This is a genomic window from Nonomuraea sp. NPDC049758 (genome assembly GCF_040674635.1).
In the GTDB taxonomy this organism is placed as follows: Bacteria; Actinomycetota; Actinomycetes; order Streptosporangiales; family Streptosporangiaceae; genus Nonomuraea.
In genome coordinates this window covers 142,181-164,888 of record NZ_JBFAMZ010000017.1, presented here as the reverse complement: position 1 = coordinate 164,888, position 22,708 = coordinate 142,181, and the positions used below count along the sequence as shown (strand labels likewise).

Annotated in this window: 27 protein-coding genes; 18 read left to right on the top strand and 9 right to left on the bottom strand. The window is 74.7% G+C overall.

The window, feature by feature from the left end:
- Nucleotides 1-59 precede the first annotated feature (59 nt).
- Nucleotides 60-686 (top strand): PAS domain-containing protein, encoded by a 627-nt coding sequence (locus AB0J46_RS36580; protein ID WP_364338690.1) that lies wholly within the window; start codon nucleotides 60-62, stop codon nucleotides 684-686.
- Nucleotides 683-1,813: a pyridoxal phosphate-dependent aminotransferase gene (locus AB0J46_RS36575; protein ID WP_364338687.1), complete on the top strand. Its 1,131-nt coding sequence runs from the start codon at nucleotides 683-685 to the stop codon at nucleotides 1,811-1,813. Before AB0J46_RS36580 ends, AB0J46_RS36575 begins: the two co-directional genes overlap by 4 nt.
- Here the strand turns inward: AB0J46_RS36575 and AB0J46_RS36570 are convergent.
- The 4 genes from AB0J46_RS36570 to AB0J46_RS36555 form a co-directional block, all read right to left on the bottom strand.
- Nucleotides 1,800-2,609 carry a TetR/AcrR family transcriptional regulator C-terminal domain-containing protein gene (locus AB0J46_RS36570; RefSeq protein ID WP_364338685.1) on the bottom strand — a complete coding sequence of 270 codons (810 nt, stop codon included), beginning with the start codon at nucleotides 2,607-2,609 and terminating at the stop codon, nucleotides 1,800-1,802. The genes AB0J46_RS36575 and AB0J46_RS36570 overlap by 14 nt on opposite strands.
- Nucleotides 2,610-2,734: 125 nt before the next feature.
- Complete coding sequence (locus tag AB0J46_RS36565) at nucleotides 2,735-3,088, bottom strand: hypothetical protein (protein WP_358299506.1); 354 nt, start codon at nucleotides 3,086-3,088, stop codon at nucleotides 2,735-2,737.
- A 210-nt stretch (nucleotides 3,089-3,298) separates the two neighbouring features.
- A complete protein-coding gene (locus AB0J46_RS36560; protein ID WP_364338683.1) occupies nucleotides 3,299-3,934 on the bottom strand; it encodes a GNAT family N-acetyltransferase in 636 nt (211 codons plus the stop codon).
- A gap of 37 nt (nucleotides 3,935-3,971) precedes the next feature.
- On the bottom strand, nucleotides 3,972-4,361 hold the full coding sequence (locus tag AB0J46_RS36555; RefSeq protein ID WP_364338681.1) for a MerR family transcriptional regulator: 390 nt from the start codon (nucleotides 4,359-4,361) through the stop codon (nucleotides 3,972-3,974).
- Between the two features lie 55 nt (nucleotides 4,362-4,416).
- On the opposite strand from AB0J46_RS36555, the gene AB0J46_RS36550 reads away from it, so the two are divergent.
- Entirely contained in the window at nucleotides 4,417-5,706 is a 1,290-nt protein-coding gene (locus AB0J46_RS36550) for an MFS transporter (RefSeq protein ID WP_364338679.1), read from the top strand.
- On the opposite strand, the gene AB0J46_RS36545 is transcribed toward AB0J46_RS36550, so the two are convergent.
- Nucleotides 5,630-7,081, bottom strand: coding sequence for an LLM class flavin-dependent oxidoreductase (locus AB0J46_RS36545; RefSeq protein WP_364338677.1), 1,452 nt, complete (start codon nucleotides 7,079-7,081; stop codon nucleotides 5,630-5,632). The two genes, AB0J46_RS36550 and AB0J46_RS36545, sit on opposite strands and share 77 nt — an antisense overlap.
- Before the next feature lie 78 nt (nucleotides 7,082-7,159).
- On the opposite strand from AB0J46_RS36545, the gene AB0J46_RS36540 reads away from it, so the two are divergent.
- Nucleotides 7,160-7,630 (top strand): MarR family transcriptional regulator, encoded by a 471-nt coding sequence (locus AB0J46_RS36540; protein WP_364338674.1) that lies wholly within the window; start codon nucleotides 7,160-7,162, stop codon nucleotides 7,628-7,630.
- 22 nt (nucleotides 7,631-7,652) lie between these two features.
- Here the strand turns inward: AB0J46_RS36540 and AB0J46_RS36535 are convergent, their stop codons facing one another.
- The gene (locus AB0J46_RS36535; protein ID WP_364338672.1) at nucleotides 7,653-8,498 is read right to left on the bottom strand and encodes an alpha/beta fold hydrolase; all 846 of its coding nucleotides are present in this window, start codon (nucleotides 8,496-8,498) and stop codon (nucleotides 7,653-7,655) included.
- Nucleotides 8,499-8,557: 59 nt separating this feature from the next.
- The gene (locus AB0J46_RS36530; RefSeq protein WP_364338670.1) at nucleotides 8,558-9,517 is read right to left on the bottom strand and encodes a DsbA family protein; all 960 of its coding nucleotides are present in this window, start codon (nucleotides 9,515-9,517) and stop codon (nucleotides 8,558-8,560) included.
- Between the two features lie 57 nt (nucleotides 9,518-9,574).
- On the opposite strand from AB0J46_RS36530, the gene AB0J46_RS36525 reads away from it, so the two are divergent.
- The 6 genes from AB0J46_RS36525 (at nucleotide 9,575) to AB0J46_RS36500 (ending at nucleotide 14,777) form a co-directional block, all read left to right on the top strand.
- On the top strand, nucleotides 9,575-10,138 hold the full coding sequence (locus AB0J46_RS36525) for a TetR/AcrR family transcriptional regulator (RefSeq protein WP_364338668.1): 564 nt from the start codon (nucleotides 9,575-9,577) through the stop codon (nucleotides 10,136-10,138).
- A gap of 188 nt (nucleotides 10,139-10,326) precedes the next feature.
- A complete protein-coding gene (locus tag AB0J46_RS36520) occupies nucleotides 10,327-11,301 on the top strand; it encodes a small ribosomal subunit Rsm22 family protein (RefSeq protein ID WP_364338667.1) in 975 nt (324 codons plus the stop codon).
- Nucleotides 11,302-11,327: 26 nt separating this feature from the next.
- Nucleotides 11,328-12,095, top strand: coding sequence for a GNAT family N-acetyltransferase (locus tag AB0J46_RS36515; protein ID WP_364338666.1), 768 nt, complete (start codon nucleotides 11,328-11,330; stop codon nucleotides 12,093-12,095).
- Nucleotides 12,096-12,139: 44 nt separating this feature from the next.
- Nucleotides 12,140-13,030 (top strand): pentapeptide repeat-containing protein, encoded by an 891-nt coding sequence (locus AB0J46_RS36510; RefSeq protein ID WP_364338665.1) that lies wholly within the window; start codon nucleotides 12,140-12,142, stop codon nucleotides 13,028-13,030.
- Between the two features lie 23 nt (nucleotides 13,031-13,053).
- Nucleotides 13,054-13,533, top strand: a complete 480-nt coding sequence (locus AB0J46_RS36505) for an Rrf2 family transcriptional regulator (protein ID WP_364338664.1) — start codon at nucleotides 13,054-13,056, stop codon at nucleotides 13,531-13,533.
- A 44-nt stretch (nucleotides 13,534-13,577) separates the two neighbouring features.
- Entirely contained in the window at nucleotides 13,578-14,777 is a 1,200-nt protein-coding gene (locus AB0J46_RS36500) for an MFS transporter (protein ID WP_364338663.1), read from the top strand.
- Between the two features lie 78 nt (nucleotides 14,778-14,855).
- Here AB0J46_RS36500 and AB0J46_RS36495 read toward each other — a convergent pair whose 3' ends face one another.
- Nucleotides 14,856-15,353, bottom strand: coding sequence for a MarR family transcriptional regulator (locus AB0J46_RS36495; protein ID WP_352355031.1), 498 nt, complete (start codon nucleotides 15,351-15,353; stop codon nucleotides 14,856-14,858).
- Between the two features lie 76 nt (nucleotides 15,354-15,429).
- Between AB0J46_RS36495 and AB0J46_RS36490 the strand changes: the two genes are divergently transcribed.
- Together AB0J46_RS36490 and AB0J46_RS36485 are read left to right on the top strand one after the other, a co-directional pair.
- On the top strand, nucleotides 15,430-16,341 hold the full coding sequence (locus tag AB0J46_RS36490; RefSeq protein ID WP_364338662.1) for an EamA family transporter: 912 nt from the start codon (nucleotides 15,430-15,432) through the stop codon (nucleotides 16,339-16,341).
- Between the two features lie 37 nt (nucleotides 16,342-16,378).
- Nucleotides 16,379-17,242, top strand: a complete 864-nt coding sequence (locus AB0J46_RS36485; RefSeq protein WP_364338661.1) for an SMP-30/gluconolactonase/LRE family protein — start codon at nucleotides 16,379-16,381, stop codon at nucleotides 17,240-17,242.
- Between the two features lie 16 nt (nucleotides 17,243-17,258).
- On the opposite strand, the gene AB0J46_RS36480 is transcribed toward AB0J46_RS36485, so the two are convergent.
- Nucleotides 17,259-17,747: a DinB family protein gene (locus tag AB0J46_RS36480; RefSeq protein ID WP_364338660.1), complete on the bottom strand. Its 489-nt coding sequence runs from the start codon at nucleotides 17,745-17,747 to the stop codon at nucleotides 17,259-17,261.
- A gap of 67 nt (nucleotides 17,748-17,814) precedes the next feature.
- Between AB0J46_RS36480 and AB0J46_RS36475 the strand changes: the two genes are divergently transcribed.
- The 6 genes from AB0J46_RS36475 (at nucleotide 17,815) to egtC (ending at nucleotide 22,690) form a co-directional block, all read left to right on the top strand.
- Complete coding sequence (locus AB0J46_RS36475) at nucleotides 17,815-18,213, top strand: VOC family protein (RefSeq protein ID WP_364338659.1); 399 nt, start codon at nucleotides 17,815-17,817, stop codon at nucleotides 18,211-18,213.
- Between the two features lie 230 nt (nucleotides 18,214-18,443).
- Nucleotides 18,444-19,037 (top strand): sigma-70 family RNA polymerase sigma factor, encoded by a 594-nt coding sequence (locus tag AB0J46_RS36470; RefSeq protein WP_364338658.1) that lies wholly within the window; start codon nucleotides 18,444-18,446, stop codon nucleotides 19,035-19,037.
- 40 nt (nucleotides 19,038-19,077) lie between these two features.
- Nucleotides 19,078-19,323 carry a zf-HC2 domain-containing protein gene (locus AB0J46_RS36465; protein WP_364338657.1) on the top strand — a complete coding sequence of 82 codons (246 nt, stop codon included), beginning with the start codon at nucleotides 19,078-19,080 and terminating at the stop codon, nucleotides 19,321-19,323.
- Between the two features lie 98 nt (nucleotides 19,324-19,421).
- Nucleotides 19,422-20,687 (top strand): ergothioneine biosynthesis glutamate--cysteine ligase EgtA, encoded by a 1,266-nt coding sequence (egtA, locus tag AB0J46_RS36460; RefSeq protein WP_364338656.1) that lies wholly within the window; start codon nucleotides 19,422-19,424, stop codon nucleotides 20,685-20,687.
- A complete protein-coding gene (gene egtB, locus AB0J46_RS36455; RefSeq protein WP_364338655.1) occupies nucleotides 20,684-21,979 on the top strand; it encodes an ergothioneine biosynthesis protein EgtB in 1,296 nt (431 codons plus the stop codon). The genes egtA and egtB overlap by 4 nt, the downstream gene beginning before the upstream one ends.
- Entirely contained in the window at nucleotides 21,980-22,690 is a 711-nt protein-coding gene (egtC, locus tag AB0J46_RS36450; RefSeq protein ID WP_364338654.1) for an ergothioneine biosynthesis protein EgtC, read from the top strand.
- The last annotated feature ends 18 nt before the right edge of the window (nucleotides 22,691-22,708 follow it).

Here is a 22,708-nt window from a genome sequence, read left to right as displayed (position 1 = left end):
GGGGAACGCGCACCGGGCCTGATTGGACAAAGTGTCCGAACTGGACATACCATCCGGGCGTGACGAACACGGATGAGCGCGTGCGGCTGTGGTCGCCGGTGTGCGAGGCGGTGGCCGCGCTGCTGGCCCCGTACGCCGAGGTGGTCCTGCACGACGTCCGCGGCGACCGGGTCCTGGGCGTGTGGAACCCGATGTCCGGGCGCGGCCCGGGCGCCCCGTCGCTGCTCGGCGAGCTCGACCGGCTCGACCCCTCGCCCAGCGGCGTCTACGGGCCCTACGAGAAGCTGCTGGCCGACGGGCGGCGGCTGTCGTCGGTGAGCGCCGTGCTGCGCGACCCCGGCGGCGAGCCGTCCGCCGTGCTCTGCGTGAACCTCGACCGCACCCCGCTGGAGCAGGCCGCGGCGCTGCTGGCCGCGTTCGCCGCGCCGTCGGCGCCCCGTCCGGAGGCGCTGTTCGAGCAGGACTGGACCGAGCGCGTGCAGCAGATCGTCGGCGCCTACGTCCGCGAGCACGGCCGGCCGGTGGAGCGGCTGACCCGCGAGGACCGCCTCGCCGTGCTGGCCGAGCTGGACCAGGCCGGGGTCTTCACCGTCCGGCGGGCGCCGTCCGTCGTCGCGGGGGCGTTGCGGACGTCCCGCTCCACCCTCTACGCCCTGCTCGCCGAGCTCAGGAGGAGCCGACCGTGACCCCGCTTCCCGACTTCCGGCTGGAGGTCTACTTCTCCCGCTGGGAGTTCACCGCCCGCCACCACCTGGCCGCCTCCGACGCGCAGACCATGACCATGGCCGAGCTGCTCGCCCTGGCCGGCGACGACGACAGGCACGCCTGGGAGACGCTGTCCCTCGGCTACACCGAGACCTTCGGCGACCCGGGGCTGCGCCAGGCCGTCGCGGACACCTACGACCGCGTCGGCGCGGACGACGTGGTCGTCTTCGCGGGCGCCCAGGAAGCCCTGTACCTGGCCATGCAGGTGCTGCTCGGCCCCGGCGACCACGCCGTGGTGGTCACGCCCTGCTACCAGTCCGCCGAGACGGTGCCGATGGCGTTGTGCGAGGTCACCGGCGTCGCGCTCGATCCGGCCCGCGACTGGGCGCTCGACCTCGACGCCGTGGAGGCCGCGATCCGGCCGAACACCCGCGTGGTGTCGGTCAACTTCCCCAACAACCCGACGGGCAAGGTCATCGGCGCGGCCGACCTCGCCCGGCTGGCCGCGCTGTGCGAGGAGCGCGGCATCCACCTGTTCAGCGACGAGGTCTACCGCGGCCTGGAACTCGACCCCGCCCGTACGCTGCCGCAGGCCGCCGACCTGTCACCGGCGGCGCTCTCGCTGAACGTCACCTCCAAGTCCCTCGGCCTGCCCGGCCTGCGCATCGGCTGGATCGCCTGCCGCGACCGCGAGCTGCGCACCCGCCTCGAACGCGCCAAGCACTACACGACCATCTGCAACTCCGCGCCCAGCGAGCTCCTCGCCCGCATCGCGATCAGGGCACGGGACCGCATCCTGGAGCGCAACCGCGGGATCATCGCCGCCAACCTGCCGCGCTTCGAGGCGTTCTTCGGCGAGTTCGGCGACCTGTTCGAGTGGCGGGCGCCGGACGGCGGCTGCGTCACCTTCCCCCGCTACCTGGGGCCGGACGGCGTCGAGGCGTTCTGCGCCGAGCTGGTCGAACAGGCCGGCGTGCTGCTGCTGCCGGCGGGCGTCTACCGCTCGGAGCTCACGTCCACGCCGGACGACCGGTTCCGCCTCGGCGTGGGCCGCGCCGACCCCGAGCCGGGCCTGGCAGCCTGGGCGTCCTTCCTCAAGGGGCGCTGACCGGCCCGGCGTGCGGGCCGGTCCGCTCGACGGCGGCCTGCACGCCGTCGAGCAGCACGGTGAGCCCGACCGTGAACGCCTCGTTCACCTGGTGTTCCAGGTACGGCTCGCCCTCGCCGGGGACGCCGGCCTCGCTCTCGATCCAGGCCACCATGGGGAAGCGGGCCGGGAAGCCCGGCGCGACCTCCTCCAGCAGCTGGGAACGGGTGTGCCACCACTCCTCGTCCGACACGCCGGTGGCCGACGGGGCCTGCCGGGACTCGGCGACCGTCCGGGCCGCGCCGCGGACGAAGTCGAACAGCAGCGACACCACGCCGCGCAGCGCGGGCGGGCGCAGGCCGGTCTCACGCAGGATCGCGACCAGGCTCTCCAGCAGCGCGAACTCGTTCGGGCCCAGCACCGGACGGGCCTGCGACACCTGGAGCACCCAGGGATGGCGCTGGTAGAAGCGCCACAGGTGCCCGGCCCACGCGGTGACCGCCGGCCGCCAGCCCCCGGCCAGGTCGTGGGCGGTGGGCAGCTCGCCCAGGGCCTTGTCGTACATGAGGTCCACCAGCTCGCCCTTGCTGGGGACGTAGGTGTACAGGGCCATGCCGGTGCGGCCCAGCCGTTCGCCGACCTTGCGCATGGACAGCGCGGCCATGCCCTCGGCGTCGGCGACGGCGATGGCGGCGTCGACGATCAGGTCCACGCTCAGGCCCGGCTTGGGGCCGGGACGCGACTCGCCCGGCTCCTCGGTCCGCCACAACAACGCCATCGAACGGCGCGCGTCCCCCTGCCCGGCGAAGACGACCACAGTACGACTCTCCTCTGCCCCGATCTCTTTACGGCAGAAGATATCAGCGCTCTGAGTGGTGGGGCGGGGACGCGCGTCGATCCCGGCGCCCCGCGGGGGTGCCGGGATCGAGGTGGGTGAGGGCGTCAGCCCCCGACGCCGACCCCCGCGCCGGGGCCGTAGCCGTGGCCGATCCAGTTGCCGTTGCCGCTGCCCGGCCAGTTGTGGCGGCCGTGGTCGTGCTTCCAGCCCCATTCGTCGTCGTCGGAGTCGTGCCCGTGCTCGCCGCCCTTGCAGGCGTCGGCGTCACGGGTGCCGGCGAACCGGCCGTACTTCGTGACGTGGTGGTACGTGGAGTCGTCGTTCGTTCCGAGGCTGCAGTTGTCCGGGTGCCAGTGCCTCTCGTCGGACCAGGCGTCCGCGGCGGCCACGCCGGCCATGCTGAACACCGCGGCCGCGACGAGCAGTGCACCGCCGGCGGCGATGAGGTTACCTCTCATGAGCTCCCCCTGTAATCACGAAGTGACATCGGCCATCACTATACGTAGCGATCTTGGACGCCCTCCGCAGCGCCACACCCGGTTTCCCCCAACAGCGGGCCCCCTACCAGCAAACTCCCGGACACCGGCAACCCCGGCCTGGCAAGGGCGCACGGGCCTTCCGCACGACGTTCCGGCACGAGCGCGCGCCGGGCACAGGACGCCTCCGAGTCAGCCGTTCTCCGGGACGAGCAGCACCTCGGCCCCCATCGGCAGATAGCCCGCGGCCAGGAAGGCCCGTACGCTCGCGGCGTTGCCCGGCGCGATCTGCGCCCACAGCGGGCCGGGCGTCAGGTGCCTGGCCGCCGCGGCCAGCGACCTGCCGAGCCCACGCCCGCGGTGCTCGGGCTCCACCTCGACGGCCGCCTCCCAGCGGCCCGCCACGCCGCGGCCCAGCGTGACCAGGCCGGCGCCGTCGCCGGTGACCCACACGCGCACGGCGTCCCGGTAGCGGCGGGCCCGGACGACGCGCGGATGGTCGCCGGCGGTGAGTTCCTCCAGCGGGAGCGGGGGCGGCCCGGGGGCGGGGGCGGCCAGCGCGAGCAGGTCGAGGTTGCCGGTCCGCCTGCCGGTCGCGGCCTCCATCGCCGTCAGGAACGCCGGCATGAGCGGCGCCGACAGGTCGCCGGCGGGCAGCAGGGCGTGCAGCCGCGCCGGATCGACGTCGGCGAAGATCACCGTGTGGGCGGTGAAGGCGATGATCCCCGCGTCGCGCTCCGACGGCTGGGGGAGGACGGTCACGCTGCCGTCGGGGGCGGGCGGGCGGCCCGCCGCCGCGTCCGAGAGAAGGTCGGCCAAGGTCTCCATGCCCACATTCCAGCAGACCGGATTCGCAGCGGAACGATCAGCCCGAGGCCGCGCCCCGGTCAGCCGCGGACCGTACGGCGGCCAGGTAGGCGTGGATGGCGTCCCGGTTGCGGGACAGGCAGTCGATGCGCTGCTGGATGCGGCCCGCCTCCGCCCGCAGCAGCTCGGCCAGTTCGGGCGTCAGGCACTCCGGATGCAGGTGGATCTCGTCCGGCCTGTTCAGGAACGGCAGGATGCGGCGGATGATCTCCGTGGTGAGCCCGGAGTCGAGCAGGCCGCGGATCTGCTGGACCCGGTACACCGCCGACTCGGGATAGTCCCGGTAGCCGTTGACGGCGCGGTCGGGATGCAGCAGATCCTGCTCCTCGTAGTATCGCAGCATGCGCGTCGGCACGCCCGTACGCTGGGACAACTGTCCGATCTTCATGCTTCCCTCGGAGGATTTGCCTTCACACTGATGTGAAGGTTTCAGCATAGGCGGCATGTCTCCTGCGAAACTCCCGTGGGCGGGGCTGCTCGCGCTGTTCACGGCGGCGTTCACGGCCGTCATGACCGAACTCCTCCCGGCGGGCCTGCTGCCGCAGCTCTCCGCCGCCCTCGGCGTGCCGGAGGGGACGGCCGGGTTCCTCGTGACCGCCTACGCGGTCGCCTCCTTCCTCGCCGCGATCCCGCTCACCGCGTTGCTGCGCGGGCTGCCCAGGCGGCGGGTGCTGGTGGCCGCGCTGCTCGGGTTCGCGCTGCTCAACGCGGTCACGGCGGTGTCGTCGTCGTACGCGGTGACGTTCGCGGCGCGGGTGGGCGCGGGGGCGATGGGCGGCATCCTGTGGGCCATGCTCGTCGGGTACGCCGCCCGCATGGTCCCCGCCGAGCGCCGCGGGCGTGCCATCGCGATCGTCTCGGCCGGGATCACGGTGGCACTGTGCGCGGGCATCCCGGCCGGGACGCAGCTCGCGGCGGCCGTCGGATGGCGGGCGGCGTTCGGGGCGCTGTCGGCGGTGGCGGTGGTCCTGGTGGGCTGGGTCCTGTGGAAGGTGCCGCCCTTCCCCGGCGAGCCGGCGGCGCGGCGGGTGCCGTTGCGGCGGGTCGCGGTCGTGCCCGGCGTCAGGACCGTGTTGTCGGTGACGGCGCTGGTGCTGCTGGGGCATCAGGCGATGTACACGTACCTGGCGCTGTTCGCGGAGCAGGCGGGGTTCGGCCGGCCGGGGACCGTGCTGCTGGTGTTCGGCGTGGCCACGGTGGCGGGCATCTGGGTGGTCGGCGCGGTGATCGACAGGCGCCCGCGGGCGGCCCTGCTCGCGGTGCTGGTCGCGGTGGCCGCGTCCATGACGGCCCTCGGTCTGTACGCCGGGTCCGCCGGGGTGCTGCTGGGCGCGGTCGCGTTGTGGGGCGCGGCGTTCGGGGGAGCGCCGACGCTGCTGCAGACCGCGCTGGTCATCGCCTCGGGGCCGGAGAACGCCGACGTGGCCACGTCGATGCAGACCACCGTCTACAACGCGGGCATCGCGGCCGGGTCGCTCGCCGGCGGGCTGGTGCTGGAGGGCGCGGGGGCGGGCGCGCTGCCGTGGACCGCGCTCCCGGTGGCGCTCGCCGCCCTCGCGGTCGTGGCCGCCGCCCGCCGGCACGCCTTCCCGGCCCCTGGGGACCTGGCCCCCGGCGGCCCTGTCGCCGGAAGCCGGGCCGCCGGAACGGGCGCCGCTAGAAGCCGTGCCTCGACAGCGGCGGCACCAGCTCCCGCTCCTCGTACGACAGGTGGGACAGCAGCGCGTCGCTGAGCAGGTCGACGGCGGCGCGCAGGTCGCCCAGGCCGCCGGGCTCGCCGACGAAGGCGACCAGCGTCCGGTCCACCCGTTCGATGATCTTGTGGATCGCCTCGTGCTCCTCCTGCAGCCGGTCCAGGACGGGCGCGAGCCCCGGCTCGGCGCGGCGCAGCTTCGGGAAGACCATGCTGTCCTCGCCGGTGTGGTGCATGGTGACGAGCCTGCAGTACGACTCGCAGTACGCCCCCAGCGTCCAGTTGTTCTGCCGCATCGTCATGGTCGCGATCTGCGAACGGGCCGCGCCCGCGTCGATCGTGCCCGCGGCCACCTGCTCGACGAGGTCGCGCAGCTGGGCCAGCTCTGCGCGCAGGTGGTCGTGCACGTCCACGAGGTGCTGCCCGGTGGCCTGCTCCGCCGGGGTGTACCGGCGGCCGGGGTCGGGGTCGGGCGCGGTGGGCCTGGTGGCCTCGTCCCAGACCTGGATCGCGGCGCGGGTCCCGGCGTGGTGGTCCGGTTCCGGGGAGTGGCCGCGTCCGGCGGCGACCAGCTCCCGAACGGCCGGGGCGGTCTCGGCGGCGAAGCGCTCGATCTCGCGCGGATCGCCGGACATGAGGATGAAGACGCTCACCCCGTGGACGAGCGCGAGCTCGGCGAGCTGCGCGGCGGGCAGCGGACCGCCCAGGTTGAGCAGCCGCCGCACGTCGGACGGCGACCGCCCGGCCTCCAGCGCGGCCTCGTCGATGACGGCGTTGCCCTCGCCCAGGGCGGCGACGTCCTGGAAGCGGGGGAGCGAGGGCAGCCAGCCGTCGGCCAGCCGCCCGGTGAGCCGGAGCATGCGCGGTTTGTACGCCCCGAGCCAGATCCCGATGTCGTGGGCCGGTCGCGGGCCGCGCTTGAGCCCGTCCACCCGGTAGTGCTCGCCACGGTGGTGGACGCCGCCGCGCGTGCCGGCGTCCCAGATCGCGCGGATGATGTCGATGCCCTCCTCCAGCGCGGCCACGGCCTCGGACGGGGTGCGCCGGGGGCCGCCCATGGCCTCGATGGCGTCCCAGTAGCCGCCCGCGCCGAGCGCCAGCTCGAACCGCCCGTGGCTGAGCAGGTCGAGGCTGGCCGCCGCCTGGGCGAGCACGGCCGGCGGGCGCAGCGGCAGCGGGTGCACGTTGCCGGCCAGCCGGATGCGCTCGGTGCGCGCGGCGACGAAGCTGAGCAGCGTCCAGGTGTCGAGGAGGGCGGGCTGGTAGGGGTGGTCCTGGAAGGTCACCAGGTCCAGGCCGGCGCGCTCGGCGAGCTGGGCGAGGGCCACGACCTCGTCCGCCTGCCCGGCGGCCGGGACGAGGTTGGCGCTGAACTGCAGGTCGTGACCGTAGTCGGGCATGAGGGGCTCACCCATTGGTTGGTTGTACGAACTGTTGGTGTCGCGAAGTAAATTTAGTTCGTGCCGCCAACTACTGTCAATTACACTGGTTGCATGGTCGCCACCGAAGCCCCGGGTCTGAGCCTCACCGAGGCGCTCGTCCGCCTGGCGCACCTGGTCGAGCAGGTCTACGGCGAGGTCAGCAGGGAGCACGACCTGACCCCGCAGCAGGCCCAGCTCCTGTGCCTGCTGGTCGGCGGGCCCATCGGGATGACCGGCCTGACCCGGGCGCTGCACCTGGAGAAGTCCAGCCTCACCGGGCTCGTCGACCGCGCCGAGAAACGCGGGCTGGTGGCCCGGGTGCGCGACGCGCGCGACCGCCGCGCCTGCCTGATCGAGCTGACCCCGGCGGGCGCGGAGATCGCGGTGCGCGCCCACGACGGGGTGGCGGCCCGCCTGGAGACGCTGGCCGCCGGCCTGCCCGCGCGCCACCGCGACCTGCTGGCCACGGCCATCGGGGAGATCCTGACCGAGGACACCGCCCGCACCGGCCGCACGTGGGGCCGCCTGGAGCCCGGCCGCTGATCGGCCGCTGGTCAGGGGAGCGTCAGCGGGTCGGGAAGACCTCCGCCAGGAACGACGTCAATGCCGCCGTCACTTCTTCGGGGCGTTCGAGGGGCGCCAGGTGGCCGGTCTCGGGCAGGTCGAGGCGGCGCGCGCCCGGAATGCCCGCCGCCAGGATGTCCGACACCTCCTGGATGCCCGGCACGTCCGACAAGCCGTTGATCACCAGCGTGGGCGCGGCGACCTCGCGCAGCCGCCCCGCGGCCGGCGGGGACAGGAACCGCTCCGACGACCTGGGCCCGGTCCAGGACCGCTGGAACACCAGGGCGCACATCTCCACCGCCGCCTCCCACACCGCGCCGGGCAGCGCGTCGCGGCTGCGGCCGGGCCCGGCGACCTGCCAGGTCGTGTGCGCCTCGGCCATCGCCCGCACGTCACGCGGATCGACGCCGGTCGCCCCGCCCTCGCGGTAGCGGGCCAGCCGGTCGGCGGGCACCGAGGTGTGCACGCGTTCGCGGGCCTGCGCCAGCATCTCCGGCGGCCACTGATGTCCGGCCAGGCCGGAGCCGATCAACGTCAGGGCCGCCACCCGGCCGGGCGCGGCCAGGGCGGCCTCCACGGCGTACGCGCCGCCCATCGAGCAGCCGACCAGCGCCGCCCGCCCGACCTCCAGCGTGTCCATCAGCTCCAGCAGGTCTTCGTGGTGGCACACCTCGCCCTCGGCGTCGCCGGACCCGCCGTGGCCGCGCCGGTCGTAGCGGATCACCCGATGACGCCGCGACAGCGCCGCGAACTGGTGCTCCCACATGCGCCGATCGGCCACCCCGGCATGGACCAGCACGACGGCGTCGCCCGACGCGGGCCCGGCCTGGTCATAGGCGATCTTCATCCCCGCAACCTACTCCCGCAGGGGTGCGGGAGCGGGTCGCGTTCGCCACGGGCTCAGCGTCAGGCGTAGTCGGGGGTCATGACGGCGGCCAGGGTCAGGTGCGGGGCGGCCTCCTCCGGGTGACCCTGGCGGTGCAGGGTACGGCCGAGGAGGTGGCGGGCGTAGGAGTCGTCGGGCGCCTCGGCGACCAGGCTCTCCAGGGCCGTACGCGCCCGGCCGAGCTGGGCCGAGGCGAAGTACGCGCGGGCCGCCAGCAGCCGCACCCCGCGATCCGTGCCGTGCTCGTCGAGCAGCGGGCGCAGCAGCGTGAGCGCGCCGAGCGGGTCGCGCTGGTCGAGCAGCGACTCGGCGTGGCGCAGGCGCTCCACCTCGGCGGGCAGCCGCCGGACCGGGTGAGCGGCGGCGTCGGCCAGGAAGTCCCTGATCACGTCCGGCGGCTGGGCCCCGGCCAGGGCGCGGCCGCCCGCCACGATGGTCGGCGACGTGCGCACGCCCTTGGCCTTGCCCGTGAGCAGCAGCTCACGCACCAGGCCGGCGCCCCGGCCGTCCCACGGCACGCCGGTCTCGGCGGCGATCGCCGACAACACGGCCGGGTCGCCGATGTCGAGGGTCTCGACGAAGTGGGCCGACAGGACCCGCCCGACCACGGCCGACTGGAGCGCCGCGCCGCCCGTCTCGTAGGCCACGGCGATCAGCCGGTGCGCCTCCAGCGTGTTGGGCCGCCAGGCCGCGCCCCACTGCTGCCCGAGCCCCTCGTCGCCGGCGATGCCGGCCACCCGCGCCCGGTTGTCGGCCGGGGACAGGCCGGGCGAGCAGACCTGCAGCGCCTCCTCGACCATGGGGTCGCTCAGCACCTCGGCCAGCGGCTCGGCCTTCGCCGGCGCCGACGGATCGATCTGGAACGGCCGCCAGACCACCTCGACCGGCTCGCCCTCCCAGGAGGCGAGGGCCTTCTCCAGCCGCCGCTTCCCGATGTGGGCCCATCCGCAGACCATGTCCGCCCAGACTTCGATTCGCATGACGGGCAATCTACGCGACAACTGTCTATTAGTCAACATGTGTCGTATAGTGGCGGCGTGAACCCGGATGATCCGCGGGCGCGGCGTACCCGCGCCCGTCTCAAGGCCGCCGTGCTGGACCTGGCCGCCCGGCAGGAACTGGGCAGCATCACCATGTCGGCGCTGGCCCAGCACGCCGAGGTCAACCGCGCCACGATCTACCTGCACTATCCGGACGTCGACGCGCTGGTCACCGACGCCATGGAGGACGCCGTCACCGCCGTGGCGCGGGCGGCCGCCCTGTGCCCGCTCGACGCCCCCCGCGACCGGCCGCCGGCCCCGCTGGCGGAGCTGTTCGACCACGTGGCCGCCAACGCCACCCTGTACGAGCGCATGCTGGGCGGCCAGGGCAGCGCCCGCTTCGCCGCCCGGATGCGCGAGCGGCTCACCGAGGAGCTGACCGGCCGCTTCGCCACCGGCAGCCGCCCCGCGGGGTTCGAGGACGTGCCCGCCGACGTGCACGCCGCCTTCCTGGCCGGGGCGCTCATCGGCGTGATCACGCACTGGGTGTGCGGCGGACGCCACGACGCCGCCGCGGCCCAGTCGTTCTGGCGCCTGTTCCGGCCCCCGGTGCCCGGCTGAGCTCCGCCGCCGCCGCGCGCCGCCCTCTGGAAACCGGTGCAGGGGCTCTGCGTCCTGAGCTCCGCCGCCGTCGCGCGCCGCCCGCTTGGTACGCTGCGTCGCGACATCGCCGGACAGGTCAGAGGCGTCGTTCCTCCCCTGGCAGCGGTCGCCCGCCCCGTCCCCGACCCGACCGCCAGGACCACACGATGACCATGCTTCCCGACGAGCTCAGGACCGCCCTGGACTCGGCCCTGGCCCGCTTCGCGCCGCACGACCTGTCCCGCGCGACGGAACAGCTCACCGAGCGCTACCGCACCGGTCCGTCCGCCGCCGCGCCGCACCTGCGCACCCCGGCCGACATCGCGGCCTACGCCGCCTACCGCATGCCCGCCACGTACGCCGCCGCGGGCACGGCCATGCGCATGGCCGCCGCGATGACCCCCGGCTTCGCGCCGCGGACGCAGCTCGACGTGGGCGGCGGCACCGGCGCGGCGGTCTGGGCGGCCGGGCCGGTCTGGCCCTCGCTGGAGCGGGTCACCGTCGTCGAGCACGACCCCCAGATCATCGAGCTCGGCCGGCGGCTGGCCAGGACCGCGCCCGTCCGCGACGTCACCTGGCGGCGCGCCTCGATCGACCCGGGGCTCGACCGGCCCGCCGCCGACCTGGTCACCATGTCGTACGCCCTCAACGAGCTGCCCGCGCAGCGGCACGCCGACGTCGTGCGCTGGCTGGCCGCGGACGCGACGATGGTGATCGTCATCGAGCCCGGCACCCCCGCCGGGTACGCCAACATCGTCACCGCCCGGGAGACGCTGACCGGGTGCGGCCTGACCGTCGTCGCCCCCTGCCCGCACGACGGCCCCTGCCCGATCCGGCCGGGCCGCGACTGGTGCCACTTCTCCGTCCGCCTGCCGCGCACCACCCTGCACCGTCGCGTCAAGTCGGGCACGCTCGGCTTCGAGGACGAGAAGTTCTCCTACGTGGCCGCCGTGTGCGGGGAGTGGCCGCGGGCGGCGGCACGCGTCCTGCGCCACCCGCAGAAGCGCAAGGGCCTGGTGTCGCTGCGCCTGTGCACCGCCGAGGAGGGCGTGCGCGACGTGGTCGTCTCCAAGCGGCAGGGCGAGCTGTACCGGCTGGCCCGCGACGTCGACTGGGGCGACGACTGGCCGGCCGCCGAGTGACCCGGTCCGGCGGTAGGGTCGGCGGAATGGATCATGATGAGGTGCTGGCGCTGTTCGACCGGCAGATGCGGCGGGAGGCGCGCCCCGACGGGCCGGACGTCAGGGTCGAGCGGGACGCCGGCGTCGTCCGCCAGGTCGGCCCGCCGCACGCGTGGAACGGCGTCCTGTGGTCCGGCCTCGACGAGGGGAGCGCCGACGCGGCCGTCGCCCGTCAGGTGCGCTTCTTCGGCGACCTCGGCCTGGGCTTCGAGTGGAAGCTGTACGCCCACGACCGGCCCGCCGACCTGGCCGACCGGCTCCTGGCCGCCGGGTTCGCCGCCGAACCGGCCGAGACCGTGATGGTGGCCCGGGTCGCCGACCTCGACACCGAGGTGCAGCCGCCCGACGGCGTGAGCCTGGTGCCGGTCACCGACGCGGCGGGCGTGCAGGCGCTGGTCGAGGTGCACGAGCTGGCCTTCGGCGCCGACGGCAGCCGGCTGCGCGACCACCTGCTGGCCCGCCTGTCCGACGACACCGTCGTCCCCGTCCTCGCGGTGGCGGACGGGCGGGCGGTCAGCGCGGCCCGGCTCGACCTGTCCCCGGGCACGAGCTTCGCCGGGTTGTGGGGCGGCGGCACCGTGCCGGGCCGGCGGGGACGCGGGCTCTACCGGGCGCTGGTCGCCTGGCGGGCCCGGCGGGCCGCCGCGCGCGGCTACGACTACCTCCAGGTCGACGCCTCCGACCAGAGCCGGCCGATCCTGCTCGGGCTCGGGTTCGTCCCGCTGACCACGACCACGCCGTACGTGCGGGACTGACCCCGCCGGTACCCTGGGCACACCCCGTCGTGACAAGGAGAGCGTTGCCCGAGAGGACCCCGCGCGAGCTCGGCCTGCTGGCCGACTGCGAGAGCTGTTTCGGCCTGTGCTGCGTGGCCCTGCCGTTCGCCGCCTCCGCCGACTTCGCCGTCGCCAAGGACGCCGGCCGTCCCTGCGTCAACCTGCGCGACGACTTCCGCTGCGGCATCCACGCCCAGCTCCGGGAGCGCGGCTTCCCCGGCTGCACCGTCTTCGACTGCTTCGGCGCCGGGCAGAAGGTCTCCCAGGTCACCTTCGAGGGCCGCGACTGGCGTGCCGCGCCTGAGACGTCCGGGCAGATGTTCGCCGTGTTCCCGGTCATGCGGCAGCTCCACGAGCTGTTGTGGTACCTCGCCGAGGCGTTGACCCTCGACGCCGCCGCGGAGATCGGCCCCGAGCTGCGGGCGGCGTACGAGGAGACCGAGCGCCTGACCCGCGAGAGCCCCGGCGTCCTGGAGCGGCTCGACGTGGCCGCCCACCGGGGTGAGGTCAACACGCTGCTGCTGCGTACGAGCGAGCTGGTCAGGGCCGGTCGGCGGGGCAGGGAGCACCGCGGCGCCGACCTGATCGGCGCCAACCTCAAGGGCGCCGACCTGCGCGCGGCCAACCTGCGCGGCGCCTACCTCATCGGCGCGAACCTGCGCGGGGCCGACCTGCGCCTGGCCGACCTGATCGGCGCCGACCTGCGGGGCGCCGACCTGTCCGGAGCCGACCTCACCGGCTCCGTCTTCCTCACCCAGGCCCAGGTCAACGCCGCCAAGGGCACCCCCGCCACGAAACTGCCCGCCGCCCTGACCCGCCCCGCCCACTGGACGGCCGCCGCCGGGCCGGAGCCGCGCGCCCCGCGCGGCAGGGCCGGATCCCGCGGCAGGCAGGGCCGCCGCGGCCGACCTTAAAGGGACATGTAGTATCCCCTTTCATGCGCATGGGTGAAGGCGTCGAGTGGGGGCTCCACTGCTGCCTGGTGCTGGCGTGGCTGGAGGACGAGGCCCCGCTGTCCACCGGGCGGCTGGCGGCGCTGTTCGAGCTGCCGCCCGTCTACCTCAAGAAGCGGCTCCAGGCGCTGGTCCGCGCGGGCATCCTGACCTCGGTGCCGGGCGCGCAGGGCGGTTTCAGGCTGGCCAGGCCGCCCGCCCGGATCACGCTCATGGACGTCGTCGCCGCGGTCGAGGGCCCCGACGAGGCGTTCAGGTGCACCGAGATCCGGCAGCGCGGCGCCGGGGCCGAGGCGCCCGCCCGCGAGTTCGCGCACCCGTGCGGGGTCGCGGCGGCCATGCGCCGGGCCGAGCTCGCCTGGCGTCGCGAGCTGGCCGCCCAGACGGTCGCCGACCTCATGGACGCGGCTCCGGCGAACGCCCCCGACCGCGCGCGCCGCCACTACGAACGCCTTCGCGGCTGAATTCGACCCCGCCCGTGGGGCGCACACTCGGAAGGAGAATCGGGATGCTGAATGTCCCGAATAAGACGGGGTCCCGGGGCCTCGCCCCGACGCTGGTGCTGGCGCTCGGGACGTTCGCCGTGGGCACGGACGCGTTCGTGGTGGCCGGGTTCCTGCCGGACCTGGCCGCGTCGCTGGACGTCACCGAGGGGACGGCCGGGCAGTCGGTCACGGTGTTCGCCGTCGCGTACGCGCTGTCGTCGCCCGTCCTGGCCACCGTCGCCGCGCGGGTCCCGCGGCGGGCGCTGCTGGTGACGGCGCTGGTCGTGCTCGGGCTGGCCAACCTGGGGTCGGCGCTGGCGCCGTCGTTCCCCGTGCTGGTGGTCAGCCGGGTGCTGGCGGCGGCCGGGGCGGCGGCGTACACGCCGGGCGCGGGCGCGGTGGCGGCCGTCCTGGTGCGGCCCGAGCTGCGGGCGCGGGCGCTGGCCGTGGTGGTGGGCGGGCTGACGGTCGCGACGGCGCTCGGCGTGCCGCTCGGCGACCTGGCCGGCGAACGGCTCGGCTGGCGGTACGCGCTGGGGGCGGTGGCCGTGGCCTGCCTGGCGGTCGCCGCCGGGGTGTACGCGATCATGCCGGTGCTGCCGGGCGCGCCGCGGGTGCCGCTGCGCGCCAGGCTGGACGTGCTGAGGCGGCCGGCGGTGACGGCCATCCTGCCGCTCACCGTGCTCGGGATGGCGGGCAGCTACACGGTGTACGCCTACAGCGTGCCCGCCCTGCGCGCGGTGGGCGTGGAGGGGACGGCGGGCATGCTCTTCCTGTACGGGCTCGGCGCCGTCCTCGGCAACCTGGCCGCCGGGTACGCCACCGACCGGTGGGGCGCGCACCGGGTGCTGCCGGTCGCGTACCTGGTCATGGCCGTCAGCCTGGGGCTCCTCGCCTGGATGGCGGCGGCCGGCACAGCGGTCGGCACTGGGGTCGGCACTGTGGCGCTGGTCGGTGTGCTGGTGCTGGCGTGGGGTGCGAGCAGCTGGTGTCAGACGCCGCCGCAGCAGCACCGGCTCATCGCCGCCTCCCCCGGGGAGGCGCCGCTGGTGGTCTCGCTCAACTCCTCGGCGATCTACGCGGGGATCGGCGCGGGCACGCTGCTCGGCGGGCTCACGCTGCCGTCGGGCGCGGCCCTCACGTACGCGACCGGCGCGGCGCTGGCGGCCGCCGCCCTCCTGTTCGCCCTGGCCACCAGATCCGCGGGCGGCGCCCCCGAGTGACCGGCGCGCCTCGCCTCGCCCGGCGGCGCGACCCGCGGCCGGCAGGGCGGCCCGCGCCGGGCGGTGGCGCGGGTCGCGTCAGGACGTGTGGTCGCCGAGGGACTCGAGCAGGTCGCGCAGGGTGGCGGCCAGCTCGTCGCGCCGCTGCCCGGTGAGCGCCGACAACATCCGCTGCTCGGTCGCCAGATGGTCGGGCAGCGCGCGGTCGATCAGCGCGAGCCCCTCGGCGGTGAGCGTCACGTGCACGCCGCGCCCGTCGGAGTCGCTGGGCGTGCGCCGCACCAGCCCCCGCGACTCCAGCCGGTCGAGCCGCTGGGTGACGGCCCCGGAGGTGACCATGGAGGCGCGCATCAGGGCGGCGGGGGTCAGGCGGTGGGGCGGTTCGCTGCGTCGCAACGTGGCCAGCACGTCGAACGAGGCCCGGTCGAGCCCGTGCCCGGCGAACGTACGGCTCAGCTCGGCCTCGATCAGCCGGGACAGCCGCGACAGCCGCCCGATCACCGCCATGGGGGAGACGTCCAGGTCAGGGCGCTGCGCATGCCACTGCCTGAGGATGTAGTCGACCTGGTCAGCCACCCTCGCAGCCTACAAGTGTCTTAGCGGTGAGGAAAATCACCTGGCCGGAACGTCGGCGTTCGGTTAATTTGTCTTAGTGCTAAGTAATCGAACGGGAACCGTTCTGCTGACCGCCCTCACCCCCGCCATCTGGGGGACCACCTACCTGATCACGACCGAACTGCTGCCGCCCGGCCGCCCCCTGCTGGCCGCGTTGATCCGCGCCCTGCCGGCGGGGCTGATCCTGATCGCGATCACCCGTCGGCTGCCCCGGGGGAACTGGTGGTGGCGTGCCCTGGTGCTCGGCGCGCTCAACATCGGGTTGTTCTTCGCGTTGTTGTTCGTGGGCGCTTACCGGTTGCCCGGAGGGGTGGCCGCCACCGTCGGGGCCATCCAGCCGCTGCTGGTCGCGTTGTTGTCGGCGGGGCTGCTGGGGGAGCGGCTGACCTGGCGCGTCGCGCTCGCCGCGGCGGCGGGCGTGGCCGGGGTGAGCCTGCTGGTGCTGCGCGCCGACGCCCGGCTCGACCTGCTGGGCGTGGCCGCCGCGCTGGGCGGCGCGGTGGTGATGGCCGTCGGGGTCGTGCTCAGCAAGCGCTGGAAGTCGCCCGCGCCGCTGCTGGCCACCACCGGATGGCAGCTCACGGCCGGCGGCCTGCTGCTGGCCCCGGTGACGTTCCTCGTCGAGGGGCCGCCGCCCGCCCACCTGACCGGCGAGAACCTCGCCGGGTACGCCTACCTCGCGATCATCGGCTCGGCCCTGGCCTACACCCTGTGGTTCCGTGGCATCCGCGAGCTGTCGGCCACCAAGGTCACCTTCCTCGGGCTGCTCAGCCCGGTCGTCGCCACCGCGCTCGGCTGGCTGGTGCTCGGGCAGCGGCTCACGCTCGCGCAGGTGGCCGGCGCCGTCATCGTGCTCGCCGCGCTCCTCGTGGCGCAGCTGCAGCCCGTACGGCACCGCGCCGCGCCGGAGCCGCTGGAGGCCCCCGTGCCCGCGGGCGGGAAACGATGATCGCGTCCGCCGCTAGGATCGGGCCGAGGAGGGCGGTATGAGCGTGCAGGCGTACCCCGTGACCGGGCCGGTGGCCGAGCACGGCGAGGGGCCCGTGTGGTGCGCCCGCTGGGGCGGGCTGCGGTGGGTGGACATGCTGGCCGGCGACGTGCTCGCCCTCGACGACTCCGGCGGCGTGCGGCGGCGGCACGTCGGCCCGGTCGCCGCGGCCCTGCGCCCGCGCGTGACCGGCGGTTACGTGGTCGCCGGCGAACGCGAGCTGCTGCTGGCCGACTCCGACGACCTCGACGCGCCGCTGCGCCCGCTCGGCCAGGCGTGGAGCGACCCCGGCGTGCGCATGAACGACGGCGGCTGCGACCCCGAGGGCCGCTTCTACATCGGCAGCATGCCCTACGACGAGACCCCCGGAGCCGGCTCCCTCTACGTGGCCGGGCCGGACGGCGCGCTCAGCCCGGTGCTCAGCGGCGTCACCGTCTCCAACGGCCTCGACTTCAGCCCCGACGGCGGCCTGGCCTACTACGCCGACACCGCCACCGGCCGGGTGGACGTCCTCGACCACGACCCGGCGGGCGGGCTCACCGGGCGCAGGCCGTTCGTGACGATCGACCCCGCTCAGGGCGCGCCCGACGGGCTGACGGTCGACGCCGAGGGCGGGGTGTGGGTGGCGCTCTGGCAGGGGTTCGCCGTGCACCGGTACACCCCCGGCGGGCGGCTCGACGCCGTGGTGGAGCTGCCGGTCGGCAAGGTCACCGCGGTCACGTTCGGCGGCCCCGGCCTCGACCGGCTGTACGTCACCACGTCGAGGCTCGGGGTGGACGCCCGGGAGCAGCCCGAGGCGGGCGCCCTGTTCGCGGCCGACCCCGGCGTGCGCGGCCGCCCGGTGCTGCCCACCACCCTCTGACGGGAGCGGAAGGCGATCAGCGGGGGTGGTCGCCGGTGGCGCCGTCGATCAGCTCGCGCAGGATGTCCATGTGGCCCGCGTGCCGCACGGTGTCCTCGATCATGTGGATGAGCACCCAGCGCAGGGTCACCCGGCGGCCCGCCCACGAGGTGCCGGGCTCGTCGAGGGGGAGGTCGGAGATCGCCTTGTCGGCGGCGGCGCGGGCCCGGCCGTAGAAGGCGACGATCTGCTCGGCGGTCTCCTGCTCGCCGATCGCGAAGTCGTCCTCAGGGGCGAACCACAGCGGCTCGGCCTCGCGGCCGAACGTGGAGCAGAACCAGCCGTACTCGACGGCGGCCAGGTGTTTGACGATGCCGAGCAGCGACGTGCCGGACGGTGTCATCGGCCGCCTGACCTGCTCCTCGCCCAGCCCCTGGAGCTTCCACACGATGACGTCGCGGTGCCGGTCGAGGCTGGCGTGCAGGCTCTCCTTCTCGCCACCGGACGGCGGCACTCCTCTTCCCATGCCCGCGACCGTAACAGCCGCGACCGACACGTTGCCGTCGCCCGCCGGGGGCCGCGATACTCCCTGCATGATCGGTCATATCGGCATCAACGTCCCCGACATGCGGGCGGCCAAGGAATACTACGACGCCCTGCTGCCGTACCTCGGTTTCAAGGAGTTCTTCAGCAGCGAGGAGGAGATCGGCTACATGCCGGCGAACGACAAGCCGGGCACGTACCTGTTCCTCTACCCCGCGCAGGAGGCCGGGGACTACTCGCGGCACCGCACCGGGCTCCAGCACCTGGCGTTCTCGCTGCGCAGCCGGTCCGCGGTCGCCGAGGCGCACGCGCGGGCGGTGGAGCTCGGCTCGGAGGTGCTGCACGAGCCCAGGGAGTTCCCCGAGTACCCGCCGCCCTACCACGCCGCGTTCTGGCTCGACCCGCACGGCGTCATGCTGGAGGCCGTCTGCCACTACGACCGCGACTGACCTGCGGCGATCCCGGTCTCGCGCGGCTGGACGGCCTCCGTCGGGGAAGGTTCCCCATCGGTGCCGCCGTACGACGTGCGGGCGTGGACCGGTGTGCGATCTTCAGGTGCGAGGGGGCGAGGGCTAGCCTGGAGCATGACGTCCCGCACGGGCCCGGCGGCAGGCCGGGCGTGGACGACGCGCGGCCCGATGTCATGATGTCCCCGACGCTCGACCGGGAGGAAACGATCGTGGGGCCTTTCGCGGGCGGTGGGCTGCCCCCGGACGACGTCGTCGTCGCGGCGCTGCGGGCCGGGGACGAGTCGATGTTCGCCGCGCTCCTCGACACCTGGTCGCGGGGGATGTTGCGGGCGGCCAGGTCCTACGTGTCCACCGACGACTCGGCCGAGGAGGTCGTGCAGGACACGTGGCTGGCGGTGATCGGCGCCATCGACGCCTTCGAGGGACGCTCCTCGGTCAAGACGTGGGTCTACCGCATCCTGGTCAACACCGCCAAGAAACGCGGCCTGCGCGAGAGCCGCACGCTGCCGTGGAGCGCGTTCGAGCCGCCCGCCGAGCCGGCACAGAAGGTGGACGGCCCGACGCCGGAGGGCGCGGTGCTCGCCTCGGAGGCGCGCGGTCTCATCGGTGCGGCGCTGGCCGGGCTGCCGCCCCGGCAGCGGATCGTCATCACCCTGCGTGACCTGGAGGGATGCACGTCCGAGGAGGTTTGCGAGATCCTGGAGATCTCGGCCGCCAACCAACGGGTGCTCCTGCACCGGGCAAGGGCCACGGTCCGCGACCGGCTCGAAGGCTACTACCAGTCCGTGAAGCGGTCAGAATAGGTTAAACGGTTCAACGTTCAGAGGTGAGGCGGTCAACGTCGTGAAGCGGTTCACGTGCGACGAGCTGGTAGAACTCATCACCGCCTACCTTGACGGCGCTCTTGACCGGCCCGAACGCGAGGGGTTCGAGGCGCACGCGGCGGCCTGCGCCGACTGTGCGCGGCAGCTCGACCAGTTCCGCGAGACCGTCCGGGCCCTGCGCGAGCTCCCGCCGGAGCGCACGTTGTCCGACGGCACGCGCGACCGCCTGATGTCCGCCTTCAGAGCCCGCCGCCACCGGGGCTGACGGCCCCTTTTTAGCACCAAGAGCTGCAAAAAGGGCAAATCTCGGCAGATCATCAGATTTCCGTGTAACGCTGGCGGGTCTCGCGGGTCTGTAAGCACATGCGCCACGCGATGACCGGCCCGGCGGCCGGCGGGTCCGGCGCCTCGGGAGCGGCCGGCGAGCCGCTCCGGGGCGTGCCGGAGGTGGAGGAGTTCGCACGCCGGTGTTTCGCCCCCGCCCCGGGCGACCGGGTGGGGGCCGAGCTGGAGTTCCTGATCTTCGACCGGGCGGACCCGGCGCGGCAGGTGCCGATGGACCGGGTGAAGCGGGTCGTCCCGGTGCTGGCCGGCGGGAGCCGGGTGACGTACGAGCCGGGCGGCCAGATCGAGCTGTCGGGCCCGGCCGGGCCGCCCGCCGAGGCCATCGGACGGCTGGCCGCCGACGTGGCCGCCGTACGCGCGGCGCTCGGGCGGGCCGGGCTGGTGCTGGGCGGCGTGGGGCTCGACCCGCTGCGCCCGGCCCGGCGGCAGCTCCGCCAGCCGCGCTACGACGCCATGGCCGAGTTCCTGGGCCGCCCGTACGGGCCGCTGATGATGTGCTCGACCGCGTCCGTCCAGGTCAACGTGGACCTGGGGGAGCGGCCGGCGGTCCGGTGGGAGCGCGCCAGGCTGCTCGGGCCCGTCCTGATCGCGGCCTTCAGCAACTCGCCGCTGAGCCGCGGACGTCCCTGCGGCTGGATGTCGGGCCGCCAGGCCGTCTGGGAGAACCTCGACCCGACCCGCACCGCGCCCGTCGACGGCTCCGGCGACCCGGCGGCGGCCTGGGCGGCGTACCTGCTCGACGCCCGGCTCATGCTCGTCCGCGAGGACGAGCGCCGCTACCGCGCGGTCGGCGACGGCTCGACCTTCCGCGACTGGCTCGACGGCGCGGGCGAGCGCCCGCCGACCCCCGACGACCTGGCCTACCACGCCACCACGCTGTTCCCGCCGGTCCGGCCGCGCGGCTGGCTGGAGATCCGCTACCTCGACGCCCAGCACCCGGACGAGTGGCCGGTGTGCGTCGCCGTCACCCACGCGCTGATCACCGACGACCGCGCCGCCGACGCCGCCCTGTCGGCCGCCGAGTCCGTCGCGGGCCTGGCCGAGGTGGCCGCCAGGTGCGGCCTGACCGACCCGCGGCTCGCCCGCGCCGCCGAGGCGGCCTTCCGCGCCGCCGTCGAGGCGCTGCCCCGGCTCGGCGCGCCCGCCGATCTGGTCGACGGCGTGTCCGGCTTCGCCGCCCGGTACGTGAGCGCGGGCCGCTCCCCGGCGGCCGACCTGATGGACCTGATGACGGACCCGGTACGGCGCCTGCCGGCCTGGCTGAGCGGAGAAGGACGGGCATGAACGACATCAAGGAACGCATCGCCGCCGAGCTGACCGCGGTGCGCGACCGTTCGCTGACCTACACCGAGGCCGAGGACGACCTCCTGCTGCGCCAGCACTCCCCGCTGATGTCGCCGCTGGTGTGGGACCTCGCGCACGTCGGCAACTACGAGGAGCTGTGGGTGCTGCGCGAGGCCGCCGGCATCACGCCGCTGCGCCCCGAGATCGACGACATCTACGACGCCTTCAAGCACCCCCGCAAGGACCGTCCCACCCTGCCGATCCTCGGCCCGGCCGAGGCCAGGAAGTACATCGGCGGCGTGCGCGGCCGGGTGCTCGACGTGCTGGACGCGATCGACCTGGAGGCCGCCGCGCCGCTGCACCGCGACGGGTTCGTGTTCGGCCTGGTCATCCAGCACGAGCACCAGCACGACGAGACGATGCTGGCCACCTGGCAGCTGTCCCGGCAGCCCGGCCTGGTCCGCGACGGCGACCTGCCGCCGGGCCGTGCCACCGGCCCCGCCGAGGTGTACGTCCCCGCCGGTCCCTTCCAGATGGGCACCGGCACCCTGCCCTGGGCCTACGACAACGAGCGCCCCGCCCACCGGGTGGACCTGCCCGCCTACTGGATCGACCGGCTGCCCGTCGGCAACGCCGCCTACGCCGCGTTCGTCGAGTCCGGCGGCTACGACGACCCGCGCTGGTGGCATCCGGACGGCTGGCGCTGGCGGCAGGAGAGCGGCGCCACCGCGCCGCTGTTCTGGACCCGCGAGGGCGACGCGTGGTGGCGCACCCGCTTCGGCCGCGCCGAGCCCGTCCCGATGGACGAGCCGGTCCAGCACGTGAGCTGGTACGAGGCCGACGCCTACGCCCGCTGGGCGGGCCGGCGGCTGCCCACCGAGGCCGAGTGGGAGAAGGCGTGCGGCTGGGACCCGGACGCTGGACGGGCCCGCAAGTACCCGTGGGGCGACGAGGACCCCCGTCCCGACCTGGCCAACCTCGGTCACCGGGCGGCCCGGCCGGCCCCGCTGGGCGCCTACCCCGCCGGGGCGAGCGCGTACGGGGCCGAGCAGATGGTCGGCGACGTGTGGGAGTGGACCGGGTCGTGGTTCCAGCCTTATCCCGGGTTCCGCAGCTTCCCGTACAAGGAGTACAGCGAGGTCTTCTTCGGGCAGGAGTACCGGGTGCTGCGCGGCGGCTCGTGGGCGGCCGACCCGGCGGCGGTGCGCACCACGTTCCGCAACTGGGACTACCCGGTCCGGCGGCAGATCTTCACCGGCTTCCGCTGCGCCCGCGACGCCGAGCGGGCCTAGATGTGCCGGCACGCCGCCTGGCTGGGCGCCCCGCGCCCGCTGACCACGCTGATCCACGAGCCGGCGCACGGCCTGCTCGCCCAGTCGTACGCGCCCCGGCGGCAGCGCCACGGCACGGTCAACGCCGACGGCTACGGCATGGCCTGGTACGACCCGGCCAGGCCGGAGCCGGTGCGCTACCGCCGCGCCATCCCCATCTGGGCCGACGCCAACCTGCCCGCGCTCGCCGAGATCGCCCGCTCCGGCTGCCTGATCGCGGCCGTGCGGTGCGCCACGACCGGGATGCCGGTGGAGGAGAGCGCCACCGCGCCGTTCGCCGGGGGCGGCTGGCTGCTCAGCCACAACGGCCGGGTCGAGCGCGACGCGGTCATGGACCTGGCCGACGACCTGCCCGAGAGCCCCTGCGACTCGGCCTGGCTGGCCGCCGCCGTGTTCGCCCGCGGCAGCGCCGGTCTCGGCCTGGCCGCGGCGCTGGCCGACGTCGTCGTGCGCGCGGGGGAGAAGGACCCCGCCGCCCGCCTGAACCTGCTCGCCTGCGACGGCACGGCGCTCGCCGCGACCGTCTGGGGCGACACCCTCTTCTTCCGCGCCGACCGGGACGGCGTGTACGTGGCCAGCGAGCCGCTCGACGACCGGCCCGGCTGGCAGGCGGCGCCCGACCGCAGCCTGCTCACCGCCACGCCGGACGACGTACGCGTCCAGCCGTTGTGACATTTTCAGGAGGATCTC